Consider the following 14,771-nt stretch of genomic DNA (forward strand, 5'->3'; position numbering starts at 1 on the left):
GCGATGACGCGTAATTTTAGCGGGTATTGCGGCTTTGCTCAATCTATACGCAAAGACATTTAGATGTCCAGATGTATTGACGTCCAGTCGCGGAATGTTATTCTGTTGCCACTTTTTTATTACACTTCAGGAACAGTAAGCACCATGACGCGTAAACAGGCAACCATCGCAGTACGCAGCGGTTTGAATGATGACGAGCAATATGGCTGCGTTGTCCCACCGATTCACCTCTCCAGCACCTATAACTTCCTCGATTTCAACGAGCCGCGCGCGCATGACTATTCACGCCGTGGTAACCCGACGCGCGATGTGGTCCAGCGCGCGCTGGCTGAGCTGGAAGGGGGCGCGGGCGCGGTGCTGACCAACACCGGGATGTCGGCGATTCATCTGGTGACGACGGTGTTCCTGAAGCCAGGCGATCTGCTGGTGGCGCCGCACGACTGCTACGGCGGCAGCTATCGTCTGTTTGACAGCCTGAGCAAGCGCGGCGCTTACCGCGTGAAGTTTGTCGATCAGGGCGATGAAGCGGCGCTGGCGGCGGCGCTGGCGGAAAAACCAAAGCTGGTGCTGGTCGAAAGCCCGAGCAATCCGCTGCTGCGCGTGGTGGATATTGCGGCCATCTGCGCCGCCGCGCGTGCTGCCGGTGCGGTGAGCGTAGTGGACAACACCTTCCTCAGCCCGGCGCTGCAGAACCCGCTGGCGCTGGGTGCCGACCTGGTGATCCACTCCTGCACCAAATACCTGAACGGTCACTCGGACGTGGTGGCCGGTGCGGTTATCGCTAAAGATCCGGCGCTGGTCACGGAACTCGCCTGGTGGGCGAATAACATTGGCGTCACCGGCGCGGCGTTTGACAGCTATCTGCTGCTGCGCGGCCTGCGCACCCTGGCACCGCGCATGGCGGCGGCGCAGCGTAACGCACTGGCGATTGTTGATTACCTGAAGCAACAACCGCTGGTGAAAAAGCTGTATCATCCGTCTCTGCCAGAGAATGCCGGACACCAGTTTGCCGCGCGTCAGCAGCGCGGTTTTGGCGCCATGCTCAGTTTTGAACTCGACGCCGATGAGGCGCGGCTGCGCCGCTTCCTGAAGGCGCTGCAGCTGTTTACGCTGGCGGAGTCGCTGGGCGGCGTGGAAAGTCTGATTTCGCACACCGCCACCATGACGCACGCCGGCATGTCGGCGGACGCGCGTGCCGCAGCGGGCATTTCCGACTCGCTGCTGCGTATTTCTGTCGGAATTGAAGATCACGAAGATTTAATCGCCGACCTGGATAATGCATTCAGGATCGCAGCCGAGGGGTAACCATGACGATTTCAGCAGGCGCGGGAACGCCGATCAAGCAGTTGCATAAATTTGGTGGCAGTAGCCTGGCCGACGCGCGCTGTTATCAGCGCGTCGCCGGTATCATGGCCGATTACAGCCAGCCGGGCGACTTAATGGTGGTCTCTGCCGCAGGCAGCACCACTAACCAGCTGATTAGCTGGCTCAAGCTGAGCCAGAGCGATCGCTTATCGGCCCATCAGGTGCAACAGGCGTTACGCCGTTTTCACAGCGAGCTGATCGCTGCACTGCTGCCTGCTGAATATGCAGAAACCCTGACCGCAGCCTTCATCCGCGATCTTGAACGCCTGGCGGCGCTGCTTGACGGCGCCATCACCGATGCGGTGTACGCCGAAGTGGTTGGCCACGGCGAAATCTGGTCGGCGCGCCTGATGGCGGCGGTGCTCAGCCAGCGCGATATCGAAGCGGCGTGGCTGGATGCGCGCGACTTCCTGCGTGCCGAACGTGCGGCGCAGCCGCAGGTAGATGAAGGCAAATCCTGGCCGCTGCTGCAGGCGCTGCTGGCGCAGCATCCGCATAAGCGTCTGGTGGTGACGGGTTTTATCAGCCGCAGCGAAGCGGGCGAAACCGTGCTGCTCGGCCGTAACGGCTCTGACTACTCGGCAACGCAGATTGGCGCGCTGGCGGGCGTAAACCGCGTCACCATCTGGAGCGACGTGGCTGGCGTTTACAGCGCGGACCCGCGCAAGGTCTCCGATGCCTGCCTGCTGCCGCTGCTGCGGCTGGATGAGGCCAGCGAGCTGGCGCGTCTGGCGGCGCCGGTGCTGCACACGCGTACGCTGCAGCCGGTCTCCAATAGCGACATCGATTTACAGCTGCGCTGCAGCTATCAGCCGGAGCAGGGCTCAACGCGCATTGAGCGCGTGCTGGCGTCCGGCACCGGCGCGCGCATTGTCACCAGCCACGACGATGTCTGCCTGGTTGAGATTCAGATTCCCGATAGCCACGATTTTGCTACCCAGCAGAAAGAGATCGATCTGCTGCTGAAGCGCGCGCAGCTGCGTCCGCTGGCGATGGGTATCCATCCGGATCGTCGCCTGCTGCAGCTGTGTTACACCTCGGAAGTGGTCAACAGCGCCTTTAACCTGCTGCAGGACGCGGCGCTGCCTGGTCATCTGCAGCTGCGTGACGGTCTGGCGCTGGTGGCGCTGGTCGGTGCTGGCGTGACGCGTAATCCGCTGCACAGCCATCGCTTCTGGCAGCAGATCAAAGACCAGCCGGTCGAATTCGTCTGGCAGTCAGAAGATCACATCAGCCTGGTAGCGGTGCTGCGCGTCGGCCCGACCCAGCATCTGATTCAGGGACTGCACCAGTCGTTGTTCCGCGCCGAGAAGCGCATCGGCCTGATTCTGTTCGGCAAAGGCAATATCGGCTCACGCTGGCTGGAGCTGTTCGCGCGCGAGCAGGAGACGCTGTCGGCGCGTACCGGGTTTGAATTTGTGCTGGCGGGCGTGGCGGACAGTAGCCGCAGCCTGCTGAGCTACGACGGTCTCGACGCCAGTCGGGCGCTGGCCTTCTTTGATGATGAAGCCGAAGCGCGCGACGAAGAGTCGCTGTTCCTGTGGATGCGCGCGCACCCGTTTGACGATCTGGTGGTGCTGGACGTCACCGCCAGTGATTCGCTGGCGCAGCAGTATCACGATTTTGCCAGCCACGGCTTCCACGTCATCAGCGCCAACAAAGTGGCCGGCGCTGCCAGCGGCCAGAGCTGGCGTCAGGTACGCGATGCCTTCGCCAAAACCGGTCGCCACTGGCTGTATAACGCGACCGTGGGTGCCGGACTGCCGGTCAATCATACGGTGCGCGATCTGCGCGAAAGCGGCGACAGCATTCTGGCGATCAGCGGTATCTTCTCCGGCACGCTGTCGTGGCTGTTCCTGCAGTTTGACGGCACGGTGCCATTCAGCGAGCTGGTCGATCAGGCGTGGCAGCAGGGCTTAACCGAGCCCGATCCGCGCGTTGATCTCTCCGGTCAGGACGTGATGCGCAAACTGGTGATTCTGGCGCGCGAAGCCGGTTACGACATCGAACCGGATCAGGTGCGGGTTGAATCGCTGGTGCCGTCACAGTGCGAAGGCGAATCCATCGACCACTTCTTTGAAAACGCCGACGAGCTGAACGAGCAGATGCTGCAGCGCTTCGAAGCCGCACAGGAGATGGGGCTGGTGCTGCGCTACGTGGCGCGTTTCGATGCCAACGGTAAAGCGCGCGTCGGCGTGGAAGCGGTGCGTCCGGAGCATCCGCTGGCGGCGCTGCTGCCGTGCGATAACGTGTTTGCTATCGAAAGCCGCTGGTATCGCGACAATCCGCTGGTGATCCGCGGGCCGGGCGCCGGCCGGGATGTCACCGCCGGTGCGCTCCAGTCTGATATCAATCGTCTCGCCCAACTGCTGTAAACCTGCTGCGCAGACGGCGTCCGCTGTCTGCGTTTTTCCCTCTGCTTCCCCGTCAGGTGAATCCCTTTCACTTTGGTTGAATATTTGTCACGCCCGGCAAGCAATTTTATGTTGACGCTAAGCTGAAGATCGTTCATTTTGTGCATCTGGACGTCTAAACGTATGGATGTTCGCGGTTCGCAAATTAATCGATATGTGATGATGAGGTAACAGGATGAGTTTCTTTCATGCCAATCAGCGCGAAGCGCTGAACCAGAGCCTGGCTGAGCTGAACGGGCAAATTAATGTCTCTTTTGAGTTTTTCCCGCCCCGTACCAGCGAAATGGAAGCAACCCTGTGGAACTCCATCGACCGCCTGAGCAGCCTGAAACCCAAATTCGTCTCGGTAACTTACGGAGCCAACTCCGGCGAGCGCGACCGCACTCACAGCATCATCAAAGGCATTAAAGAGCGCACCGGACTGGAAGCGGCACCGCATCTCACCTGTATTGATGCGACGCGCGATGAACTGCGCGCCATTGCGCGTGACTACTGGAATAACGGCATTCGCCATATCGTGGCGCTGCGCGGCGATTTACCACCGGGTGGCGGCAAACCGGACATGTACGGCAGCGATCTGGTGTCGCTGCTGAAAGAGGTCGGTGATTTCGACATCTCGGTAGCGGCCTATCCCGAAGTGCATCCGGAAGCGAAGAGTGCGCAGGCGGATTTGATCAACCTGAAGCGAAAAATTGATGCCGGCGCCAGTCGCGCGATTACCCAGTTTTTCTTCGATGTGGAGAGCTATCTGCGCTTTCGCGATCGCTGTGTGGCCACCGGTATCGACGTGGAGATCGTGCCGGGCATTCTGCCGGTCTCCAACTTTAAACAGCTGCAGCGTTTCGCCACCATGACCAACGTGCGCGTACCGGGCTGGATGAACGCCATGTTTGACGGGCTGGATGATGATGCGGAGACGCGCAAAATGGTCGGTGCCAACATCGCCATGGACATGGTGAAAATCCTGTCGCGCGAAGGGGTGAAGGACTTTCATTTCTACACGCTGAACCGCGCAGAGATGAGCTACGCCATCTGCCACACGCTGGGTGTTCGCCCGACGCTGGCGGCATAAGCGTGAAAGGATAAAAAAGAGAAGGGGGCCTCAGGGCCCCCTTTTTGCTGTGCGAGGCGTGATGCGCCGCCAGCCGTTAGCCGGTGTTACGCATGCCGGCCGCGACGCCAGCGATAGTGACCATCAGCGCCTGTTCTACGCGCGCATCAGGTTCATCGCCGCGCTCTTCCTGCGCACGCGCACGCTGCAGCAGTTCCGCCTGCAGCACGTTGAGCGGATCGGTGTAGACGTTACGCAGCGCGATGGATTCGGCGATCCACGGCTGGTCCGCCATCAGATGCGCATCATTCGCGATGGTCAGCACCGCTTTGATGTCGGCATCGAGCTGATCGCGCAGCTGTTTGCCGAGCGGCCACAGCGATTTATCCACCAGACGCTGATCGTAATACTCCGCCAGCCACAGGTCAGCCTTCGAGAACACCATCTCCAGCATGCCGAGGCGCGTGGCGAAGAACGGCCATTCGCTGCACATGGTTTCCAGCTGATCCTGATGGCCTTCGTCCATCGCTTTCTGCAGCGCCGCGCCGGCACCCAGCCACGCGGGCAGCATCAGGCGGTTCTGCGTCCAGGCGAAGATCCACGGAATGGCGCGCAGCGACTCAACGCCGCCGGTCGGACGCCGTTTCGCCGGGCGCGATCCGAGCGGCAGTTTGCCCAGCTCCTGCTCTGGCGTCGCCGAGCGGAAGTAGGGAACGAAATCCGGATTTTCACGCACGTAGCCGCGGTACATGGCGCACGAATAGGCTGACAGGCCGTTCATGATCTCCTGCCATTCGCGTTTTGGTTCTGGCGGTGGCAGCAGGTTGGCTTCCAGAATCGCCCCGGTGTAAAGCGACAGGCTGGCGATGGTGACTTCCGGCAGGCCATATTTGAAGCGGATCATTTCGCCCTGTTCGGTCACGCGCAGGCCGCCTTTCAGGCTGCCCGGCGGCTGTGACAGCAGGGCTGCATGCGCCGGTGCGCCACCGCGGCCAATCGAACCGCCGCGTCCGTGGAACAGCGTCAGGGTAATGCCGGCTTTATCGCAGGTTTTAATTAGCGCATCCTGGGCCTGATACTGCGCCCAGCTGGCTGCCATCACGCCGGCATCTTTTGCCGAGTCGGAATAGCCGATCATCACCATCTGCTTGCCGTTGATGAAGCCGCGATACCAGTCGATATTCAGCAGCTGGCTCATCACGTCATTGGCGTTGTTGAGGTCGTCGAGGGTTTCAAACAGCGGCGCCACCGGCATTGCGTAAGGGATGCCGGCCTCTTTCAGCAGCAGGTGCACCGCCAGCACGTCAGACGGCGTTTTGGCCATCGAAATCACATAGGCGGCAATCGAGCCCTGCGGCGCTTCTGCCGCCACTTTGCAGGTATCCAGCACTTCACGCGTGTTGTCGCTGGGCTCCCACTGCCGCGGCAGCAGCGGCCGCTTGGAATTCAGTTCACGGATCAGGAACGCCTGCTTGTCGGCTTCTGACCAGCTTTCGTAGTCGCCCAGTCCGAGATAGCGCGTCACTTCGGCAATCGCTTCGGTGTGGCGGGTGCTCTCCTGACGGATATCGATACGCACCAGCGGCACGCCGAAGCACTTCACGCGGCGCAGCGTATCAAGCAGCTGGCCGTTGGCGATGATGCCCATGCCGCACTGCTGCAGCGACTGGTAAATAGCAAACAGTGGCTGCCACAGCTGATCGTTAGAAACCAGCAGATCGGCCGGACGCGGCAGGCGCTCACCCTTCAGACGGCGCTCCAGATAGCTCTGGGTGCTCATCAGCTGGCTGCGGATACGTTTCAGAATTACACGATAGGGCTCCAGCGCCTCCGCATCGCCACACAGTTCGCGCACTTCGTCGCTGCACTCGGACATCGACAGCTCGGACACCAGCACGCCGATGTCGCGCAGGAACAGGTCGGCGGCTTTCCAGCGGCTTAGCTGCATCACGTGGCGGGTAATCGGTGCGGTGACGTTCGGGTTACCGTCACGGTCGCCGCCCATCCACGAGGTAAATTTGATTGGCACGAAATCCACCGGCAGCTGGATGCCGAAGCTCTCTTCCACCTGCTGGTTCAGCTCGCGCAGAAACGCCGGTACGCCTTCCCACAGGCTGTTCTCCACCACCGCGAAGCCCCATTTGGCTTCATCTACCGGCGTCGGGCGATATTTACGGATCTCATCGGTGTGCCACGCCTGCGCCACCAGCTGACGCAGACGGCGCATGACCTGGTTGCGTTCGTAGTCGGTGATGTCGCTGTGGTCGAGTTGTTGCAGACAGCTGTTCACTTCGCCCAGCTTGTGGATCAGCGTGCGGCGGGTAATTTCGGTCGGGTGAGCGGTGAGCACCAGCTCCAGCGACAGCTCCTCAATCGCCTGGCGGATGGCCGGCTCGCTGAGATCGCTCTGCTGTTTCAGGCGCTCGAAGGTCTTTTTCAGCAGCTCCGGATGGTTAGCACCGTCGCCGCTGCGCGAAATGGTTTGATACTGTTCTGCCACGTTGGTGAGGTTAAGGAACTGGCTGAACGCGCGTGCCACCGGCAGCAGCTCGTCGTTAGACAGGTTTTGCAGCGTGGAGAGCAGTTCCTTACGATGAGTGTCATTTCCTGCACGGGATGACTTAGAGAGCTTGCGGATGGTCTCCACCCGATCGAGGATGTTCTCTCCCAGTGCATCCTTTATCGTATCCCCGAGCAGTTTGCCGAGCATACTGACATTACTTCGCATTGCGGAATATTGTTCGTTCATGTGACCCTGACACCCTTATCGTCTTAAATATAAAACCTCATATACCCAACGGGCATAACATCGTCTTTTATCTAGCCACGGTTCTTCCTGTTCGTCAATTGACTTAAATTGCCGGTATCGTGCTGCTAACTATCGGAAATTCATCGAATTTAATTGACAGGAGGTGGGATAAGTTATTCTTATTATCAAATCCCGGATAATGACGGGGCAATTTGCTGATTTCGCAGTGAAATGCCCCATCTTTTAATCATCAATGGCAAAAATGCTGCACAACCTGAGTGATAAGCGCATGAGTCGGCTTAATAAATGCGGTATCAATAAACTCGTCCGGCTGATGCGCCTGATTGATGGATCCAGGCCCTAACACCAGCGTCGGGCACAACTGCTGGATAAACGGCGCTTCGGTGCAGTAATTCACCACTTCTGTCGGCACGCCCAGCAGCTTCTCCACCACTTTGACCAGTTCATGATCGGCCGGGCATTCGTAACCGGGAATCGGCGGATGCAGCTCACCCACAGTCAGACGGCCCGGCCAGCGCGCGCTCACCGGTGCCAGCGCTTCATTGAGTAAACCGTCGAGATCGCTCAGCGTCAGTCCCGGCAGCGGACGGATATCCATATGCAGCTCACAGCAGGCGCAGATGCGGTTCGCCGCGTCGCCGCCGTGGATATGGCCAAAGTTCATGGTCGGATAGGGAATGGCGAAGCCGTCATGGTGATAGCGCTCTTTCAGCGTATTACGCAGCTGCATCAGCTGAGTAATGGATTCATGCATCAGCTCGATAGCGTTCACGCCGCGCGCCGGATCGCTGGAATGACCGGACTGACCCTGAATGCGGATGGCGTGCGACAGATGGCCTTTGTGGGCGCGCACCGGTTTCAGCGACGTCGGTTCGCCGATGATGGCGCAGTCCGGCCGCAGCTGGGTCGATTCAGAGAAGTATTTCGCGCCGGCCATCGTGGTCTCTTCATCGGCGGTGGCGAGGATGTACAGCGGTTTGCTGAGCTTCGTCACGTCAACGTCACGCAGCGCATCGAGAATAAAGGCAAAGAAGCCTTTCATGTCGGCGGTGCCTAAGCCGTACAGCTTGTTGTCGTGTTCGGTCAGGGTGAAGGGATCGCGCGTCCAGCGGCCGTCGTCGTACGGCACGGTGTCGGTATGGCCCGCCAGCAGCAGGCCACCTGCGCCGCTGCCGCTGCGCGCCAGCAGGTTGAATTTGTGGCGTGTACCCGGCACCGGCTGGACTTCCACGCTGAAGCCGAGATCGCGGAACCAGCCCGCCAGCAAATTGATTAAAGTTTCATTGCTCTGATCCAGCGCGCTGTCGGTGGCGCTGATCGACGGTGTTGCAATCAGCTGGCGGTAGAGTTCGATAAAAGGTGGAATTTTTGTCTTCACTGTTGACGGTCCCTGGGTTAGGATGTATCAATATTAATGCATTAATAGTGAATAAAAATACATTAACGTCGTCTGCATGTGAACTGAAAAAAGCTGCAAACGGCATCGTGGGCAACGGGGCAATGCCGCGACCCGATACGTGTGACTGTAATAAGGTATACAGCCTGATGTTGAATACGCTGATCGTTGGTGCCAGTGGTTATGCTGGCGTAGAGCTTGCCACCTACCTGAATCGCCACCCGCATATGAACATAACCGCTTTGGCGGTTTCAGCGCAAAGCCCGGATGCCGGAAAGTTACTCTCCGATCTCCATCCGCAGCTGAAAGGCAGGGTCGATTTGCCATTGCAGCCGCTGGGTGATGCCGCAGAGTGGGCCGGCAAGGTCGATGTGGTGTTCCTCGCCACCGCACACGAAGTCAGCCACGATCTGGCCCCGGAATTCCTGAAAGCCGGCTGCGTGGTGTTCGACCTCTCAGGCGCGTTCCGCGTTAATGACGACGGCTTTTATCAACAGTATTACGGTTTCAGCCATCAGCACCAGGCGTGGCTCGACAAAGCCGTTTACGGCCTGGCCGAATGGAACCACGAGCAGATTAAAGACGCGCAGCTGGTGGCGGTACCGGGTTGCTATCCGACCGCCGCGCAGCTGGCGCTTAAGCCGCTGATTAAGGCTGGCCTGCTTAATCCGGCTCAGTGGCCGGTCATCAATGCCACCAGCGGCGTCAGCGGTGCCGGACGTAAAGCCAGCGTCACCACCAGCTTCTGTGAAGTCAGCCTGCAGCCGTACGGCCTTTTCAATCACCGTCACCATCCGGAGATTGTGGCCCATCTCGGCACGCCGGTGATCTTCACGCCGCATCTCGGTAATTTCCCGCGCGGCATTCTGGAAACCATCACCTGTCGTCTGAACGCCGGTGTGAGTCAGCAGGATGTGGCGGCGGCGTACCACAGCGCTTACCACGACAAACCGCTGGTGCGGCTGTACGACAAAGGCGTACCGGCGCTGAAAGCGGTGGTTGGCCTGCCGTTCTGCGATATCGGCTTTGCCGTGCAGGGCGAGCACCTGATTGTTGTCGCAGCGGAAGACAACCTGCTGAAAGGCGCCTCCTCACAGGCGGTGCAGTGTCTCAATATTCGTTTCGGCTTCCCCGAAACGCTGTCTCTGATTTAACGGACGGATAACCTGACCATGAGCAATCCTCTGATCATTAAGCTGGGCGGCGTACTGCTGGATAGCGAAGAAGCGCTGGCGCGTCTGTTTGATGCCCTGCTGGCGTACCGCACGCAGTATCAGCGTCCGCTGATCATCGTCCACGGCGGTGGCTGCCTGGTGGACGAGCTGATGAAGAAACTGGCGCTGCCGGTGAAAAAGAAGAACGGTTTGCGCGTGACGCCAGCCGATCAGATCGACATTATTACCGGTGCGCTGGCCGGCACCGCCAACAAAACGCTGCTGGCATGGGCGAAAAAGTACGGCATTGGCGCAGTGGGTTTATGCCTCGGCGATGCCGGGCTGGTGAACGTGGCACAGTTCGATGAGGAGCTGGGGCATGTCGGCAACGCCACGCCGGGCAATCCGCAGCTGCTCAATACGCTGCTGGATGCAGGCTATATGCCGGTGATCAGCTCGATTGGCATCACCGACGGCGGCGAACTGATGAACGTCAACGCCGACCAGGCCGCGACCGCGCTGGCGGCGACGATCGGTGCCGATCTGGTGCTGCTGTCGGACGTCAGCGGTATTCTCGACGGCAAAGGTCAGCGCATCGCCGAGATGACCGCAGCCAAAGCCGAGCAGCTGATTGCCCAGGGCATTATTACCGATGGCATGATTGTGAAAGTGCATGCGGCGCTCGACGCGGCGCGTACGCTGGGCCGCCCGGTGGATATCGCCAGCTGGCGTCATGCTGAACAGCTGCCAACCCTTTTCAACGGCGTGTCGATTGGCACCCGGATTCTCGCATAATCAAGGATTACGACATGAGCACGCAAAACATCAAAAAAATCGTTCTGGCTTACTCGGGCGGTCTGGATACCTCGGCCATCATTCCCTGGCTGAAAGAGAACTACGGTGGTTGTGAAGTGGTGGCGTTCGTGGCCAACATTGGTCAGGATCCGGCCGATCTGGAAGGCGTAGAGAAGAAAGCGCTGCAGTCGGGCGCGTCTGAGTGCCACGTGGTCGATCTGCGTGAAGAGTTTATCAGCGAATACGTTTACCCGGTGCTGCAGACCGGTGCGCTGTACGAAGGCACCTATCTGCTGGGCACCTCAATGGCGCGTCCTATCATCGCCAAAGCGCAGGTTGAACTGGCGCTGAAAGTGGGCGCAGACGCGCTGTGCCACGGCGCAACCGGTAAAGGCAACGATCAGGTGCGTTTCGAAACCACCTATACCGCGCTGGCACCGCAGCTTAAAGTGGTGGCGCCATGGCGTGAGTGGAACCTGCGTTCGCGTGAAGCGCTGCTGGATTACCTGAAAGAGCGCAATATCCCGACCACCGCGTCGCTGGAAAAAATCTACAGCCGTGATGAGAACGCCTGGCACATCTCGACCGAAGGTGGCGTGCTGGAGAGCCCGTGGAACGCGCCAAACAAAGATTGCTGGGTGTGGACCGTCGATCCGCTGGAAGCGCCGGATCAGCCCGAAAACGTCACCGTCAGCGTGGAGAAAGGCCAGGTTGTTGCGGTGAACGGTGAGAAACTGAGCCCGTTCCAGTGTCTGGAAAAACTCAATGCGCTGGGAGCGAAACACGGCGTGGGCCGGATTGATATCGTGGAAAACCGTCTGGTGGGCATCAAATCACGCGGCTGCTACGAAACCCCGGGCGGCACCATCATGGTCAACGCGCTGCGTGCGGTTGAGCAGCTGGTACTGGATCGCGACAGCTTCAAATGGCGTGAGCAGCTGGGTCAGGAGATGTCTTACGTGGTGTATGACGGCCGCTGGTTCGCACCGCTGCGTCAGTCAATCCAGGCCGCTGCCGCATCGCTGGCAGAGCTGGTGAACGGTGAAGTGGTACTGCAGCTGTACAAAGGCCAGGCCACGGCGATCCAGAAAAAATCGGCGAACAGCCTGTACTCAGAAGAGTTTGCCACCTTCGGCGAAGACGAAGTGTACGATCACCGTCACGCGGGCGGCTTTATCCGTCTGTTCTCGCTCTCTTCACGCATTCGCGCGCTGAACGAGCAGAAGAAGTAACACCGCGGCAGGCGACATATTTTGCAGGGGCGGCTTCGGGCCGCCCTTTGTTTAACAGATTCAGGAGCAAACAGATGGCACTTTGGGGCGGACGTTTTTCGCAGGCGGCAGATCAACGGTTTAAACAGTTCAACGACTCACTGCGGTTTGACTACCGCCTGGCGGAGCAGGACATCATCGGTTCGGTGGCCTGGTCAAAAGCGCTGGTAACGGTAAACGTGCTGAGCAGTGAAGAGCAGCAGCAGCTGGAAGCCGCGCTGAATGCGCTGCTGGAAGAGGTTCGCGCCAATCCGCAGCAGATTCTGCAGAGCGATGCCGAGGATATTCACAGCTGGGTGGAAGGCAAGCTGATCGACAAAGTCGGCGCGCTGGGTAAAAAGCTGCACACCGGGCGCAGCCGTAACGACCAGGTGGCGACCGATCTCAAACTGTGGTGTAAAACGCAGGTGGCACTGCTGCTGGAAGCCACGCGCGAGCTGCAGTCGGCGCTGGTGGCCACGGCTGAAGCCAATCAGGACGCCGTGATGCCGGGCTACACCCACCTGCAGCGGGCGCAGCCGGTGACGTTTGCCCACTGGTGTCTGGCCTACGTTGAGATGCTGGCGCGCGACGAGAGCCGTCTGCAGGATACGCTGAAGCGGCTGGACGTCAGCCCGCTGGGCTGCGGCGCGCTGGCCGGTACTGCTTATGAGATCGACCGTGAGCAGCTGGCCGGCTGGCTCGGCTTCGCCTCTGCCACGCGTAACAGCCTGGATACCGTGTCCGACCGCGATCACGTGCTGGAGCTGCTGTCTGATGCCTCGATTGGCATGGTGCACCTGTCGCGCTTCGCTGAAGACATGATCTTCTTCAACACCGGTGAAGCCGGCTTTATTGAGCTGTCCGATAAAGTGACGTCGGGCTCATCGCTGATGCCGCAGAAGAAAAATCCGGACGCGCTGGAGCTGATCCGCGGCAAGTGCGGTCGCGTGCAGGGCGCACTGACCGGCATGATGATGACGCTGAAAGGGCTGCCGCTGGCGTACAACAAAGATATGCAGGAAGACAAAGAAGGGCTGTTCGATGCGCTCGATACCTGGCTTGACTGCCTGCATATGTCAGCGCTGGTGCTGGATGGCATTCAGGTGAAGCGTCCGCGCTGTCAGGAAGCCGCCGAGCAGGGTTACGCTAACTCGACCGAACTGGCCGATTATCTGGTAGCCAAAGGCGTGCCGTTCCGCGAAGCGCACCATATCGTCGGCGAAACCGTGGTGGAAGCGATCAAACAAGGCGTCGCGCTGGAAGCATTAAGTCTGGCGCAGCTTAAGCAGTTTAGCGCGGCGATCGGGGAAGATGTTTATCCGGTGCTGTCGCTGCAGTCTTGTCTCGATAAGCGTAACGCGCGCGGCGGCGTGGCACCACAGCAGGTGGCGCTGGCGATCGGCGAAGCGAAGCAGCGCTTAAACCTGGCGTAATGCGCGCCAGGAAATTTCTTTCGCAAAAAAGAGACAATTCTTGATCGGCCTGGCGTGAAGAGTTCTTAAAGTGTGCTCGCAGTTAATTTGGAGAACATAAATGAGCACTTCACGCTTTGGCTACCCTTTCTTTCCTCTGGAGCCGGCCGTTGAAAACCAGGTTCCTGTCACCTTCGATTCCGCCTCGGTGAATGACGGCGGTTTTATTGTCGATGGCGAAATCACCCGCGATACGCGCCCTGCGCTGAACGGCTATGCCGGCCGTGGCGTCACGCTTGAGTGTTACCATAACGGCGAGTTAGTGGGCAGCACGCTCAGCGATGCTCAGACCGGCTACTTCAGTTTTACGCTGCCTGCCGCGCTGGCGGGCGGGAGTCATCAGTTCATGGCACAGGTGGCGGCAATGCCGCAGAGCGCCAGCGCGCCTTTCACGCTGATCGTCGAAGACGCCGGTTTTGTGCCGGTCACGCTAACCGCGATGCACAGCGGCGCGCAGTTTATCTGGCCGGAAGAGAGCACCACGCAAACCCAGCCGACCTTTTCCGGTAAAGGCCAGCCCGGCAGCCGGGTTGAGCTGTTTGATAACGATGAGCCGCTCGGCAGTGCGCTGGTCGATAGCGATCACAAATGGACCTTTACGCCGTCTCATGCGCTGGCCGCTGGCGAGCATCAGATCGTGGTGACATGCGGCGCAGGGAATGTCAGTGCGCCGGTCAGCCTGATCGTTGCGGATGATGTTACGGGAGATGTGGCCCGGCCGGAGGCACTCAGCGGCCTGCATCTGCATGATCTGCTGGCCAGCGTGCCGGTTAACCTGTTCCAGGACGCGGAGCTTAACCCGGCCACGCAGCAGTATGAGCTGGTGCTGAATAATGACGATCTGCAGCAGGAGCTGACGCAGTCCGGTATCGTCGGCCACTCCCTGATGCTGACGGAGCAGGATTTGCAGCAGTTGCTGGGTGATGTGCCACTGTGATGCAGAGGCAAAAAAAAGCGGGCTTTAAGTAGCCCGCCAACCTCTAGCTTCGGAATTACATATAGTTATAGGCACATCATCAAAGGGCTGGCACTCCCGGCCAACTCAGTGATTTCGTGAGCAGGTTGCAGGTGCTGCTCCAGATTGTTGTTGTTGCGTGTCTG

At 59.5% G+C, this 14,771-nt stretch carries 10 protein-coding genes; 8 read left to right on the forward strand and 2 right to left on the reverse strand.

The genetic code is table 11. The annotated features are described in order from the left end of the window. The first annotated feature begins 144 nt into the window (after window positions 1-144). The 3 genes from metB to metF all read left to right on the forward strand — a co-directional run bounded on the left by metB (window position 145) and on the right by metF (window position 4,851). Window positions 145-1,305, forward strand: a complete 1,161-nt coding sequence (gene metB, locus E7738_RS14570) for a cystathionine gamma-synthase (RefSeq protein ID WP_021506836.1) — start codon at window positions 145-147, stop codon at window positions 1,303-1,305. 2 nt (window positions 1,306-1,307) lie between these two features. Then, on the forward strand, window positions 1,308-3,740 hold the full coding sequence (locus tag E7738_RS14575) for a bifunctional aspartate kinase/homoserine dehydrogenase II (RefSeq protein ID WP_021506835.1): 2,433 nt from the start codon (window positions 1,308-1,310) through the stop codon (window positions 3,738-3,740). A 214-nt stretch (window positions 3,741-3,954) separates the two neighbouring features. Further along, complete coding sequence (gene metF, locus E7738_RS14580) at window positions 3,955-4,851, forward strand: methylenetetrahydrofolate reductase (protein ID WP_021506834.1); 897 nt, start codon at window positions 3,955-3,957, stop codon at window positions 4,849-4,851. A 76-nt stretch (window positions 4,852-4,927) separates the two neighbouring features. Here metF and ppc read toward each other — a convergent pair whose 3' ends face one another. Both ppc and argE read right to left on the reverse strand, forming a co-directional pair. Then, on the reverse strand, window positions 4,928-7,579 hold the full coding sequence (gene ppc, locus E7738_RS14585; protein ID WP_031279588.1) for a phosphoenolpyruvate carboxylase: 2,652 nt from the start codon (window positions 7,577-7,579) through the stop codon (window positions 4,928-4,930). Window positions 7,580-7,829: 250 nt separating this feature from the next. Beyond that, window positions 7,830-8,978 (reverse strand): acetylornithine deacetylase, encoded by a 1,149-nt coding sequence (argE, locus tag E7738_RS14590; protein WP_021506832.1) that lies wholly within the window; start codon window positions 8,976-8,978, stop codon window positions 7,830-7,832. 167 nt (window positions 8,979-9,145) lie between these two features. On the opposite strand from argE, the gene argC reads away from it, so the two are divergent. The 5 genes from argC to E7738_RS14615 all read left to right on the forward strand — a co-directional run bounded on the left by argC (window position 9,146) and on the right by E7738_RS14615 (window position 14,607). Continuing rightward, on the forward strand, window positions 9,146-10,150 hold the full coding sequence (argC, locus tag E7738_RS14595; RefSeq protein WP_141496797.1) for an N-acetyl-gamma-glutamyl-phosphate reductase: 1,005 nt from the start codon (window positions 9,146-9,148) through the stop codon (window positions 10,148-10,150). Between the two features lie 18 nt (window positions 10,151-10,168). Continuing rightward, complete coding sequence (gene argB / locus E7738_RS14600; protein ID WP_021506830.1) at window positions 10,169-10,945, forward strand: acetylglutamate kinase; 777 nt, start codon at window positions 10,169-10,171, stop codon at window positions 10,943-10,945. Between the two features lie 14 nt (window positions 10,946-10,959). Continuing rightward, entirely contained in the window at window positions 10,960-12,177 is a 1,218-nt protein-coding gene (locus tag E7738_RS14605) for an argininosuccinate synthase (RefSeq protein ID WP_021506829.1), read from the forward strand. Between the two features lie 74 nt (window positions 12,178-12,251). Beyond that, window positions 12,252-13,631 (forward strand): argininosuccinate lyase, encoded by a 1,380-nt coding sequence (argH, locus tag E7738_RS14610; protein WP_058758137.1) that lies wholly within the window; start codon window positions 12,252-12,254, stop codon window positions 13,629-13,631. 100 nt (window positions 13,632-13,731) lie between these two features. Then, window positions 13,732-14,607, forward strand: a complete 876-nt coding sequence (locus E7738_RS14615; protein WP_058781920.1) for an Ig-like domain-containing protein — start codon at window positions 13,732-13,734, stop codon at window positions 14,605-14,607. The last annotated feature ends 164 nt before the right edge of the window (window positions 14,608-14,771 follow it).

Source organism: Pantoea sp. SGAir0430 (assembly GCF_043549295.1).

Coding starts and splice junctions, on each gene's coding strand:
- metB (WP_021506836.1), top strand. CDS start 145: ATGACGCGTAAACAGGCAACCATCGCAGTACGCAGCGGTTTGAATGAT.
- E7738_RS14575 (WP_021506835.1), top strand. CDS start 1,308: ATGACGATTTCAGCAGGCGCGGGAACGCCGATCAAGCAGTTGCATAAA.
- metF (WP_021506834.1), top strand. CDS start 3,955: ATGAGTTTCTTTCATGCCAATCAGCGCGAAGCGCTGAACCAGAGCCTG.
- ppc (WP_031279588.1), bottom strand. CDS start 7,579: ATGAACGAACAATATTCCGCAATGCGAAGTAATGTCAGTATGCTCGGC.
- argC (WP_141496797.1), top strand. CDS start 9,146: ATGTTGAATACGCTGATCGTTGGTGCCAGTGGTTATGCTGGCGTAGAG.
- argB (WP_021506830.1), top strand. CDS start 10,169: ATGAGCAATCCTCTGATCATTAAGCTGGGCGGCGTACTGCTGGATAGC.
- E7738_RS14605 (WP_021506829.1), top strand. CDS start 10,960: ATGAGCACGCAAAACATCAAAAAAATCGTTCTGGCTTACTCGGGCGGT.
- argH (WP_058758137.1), top strand. CDS start 12,252: ATGGCACTTTGGGGCGGACGTTTTTCGCAGGCGGCAGATCAACGGTTT.
- E7738_RS14615 (WP_058781920.1), top strand. CDS start 13,732: ATGAGCACTTCACGCTTTGGCTACCCTTTCTTTCCTCTGGAGCCGGCC.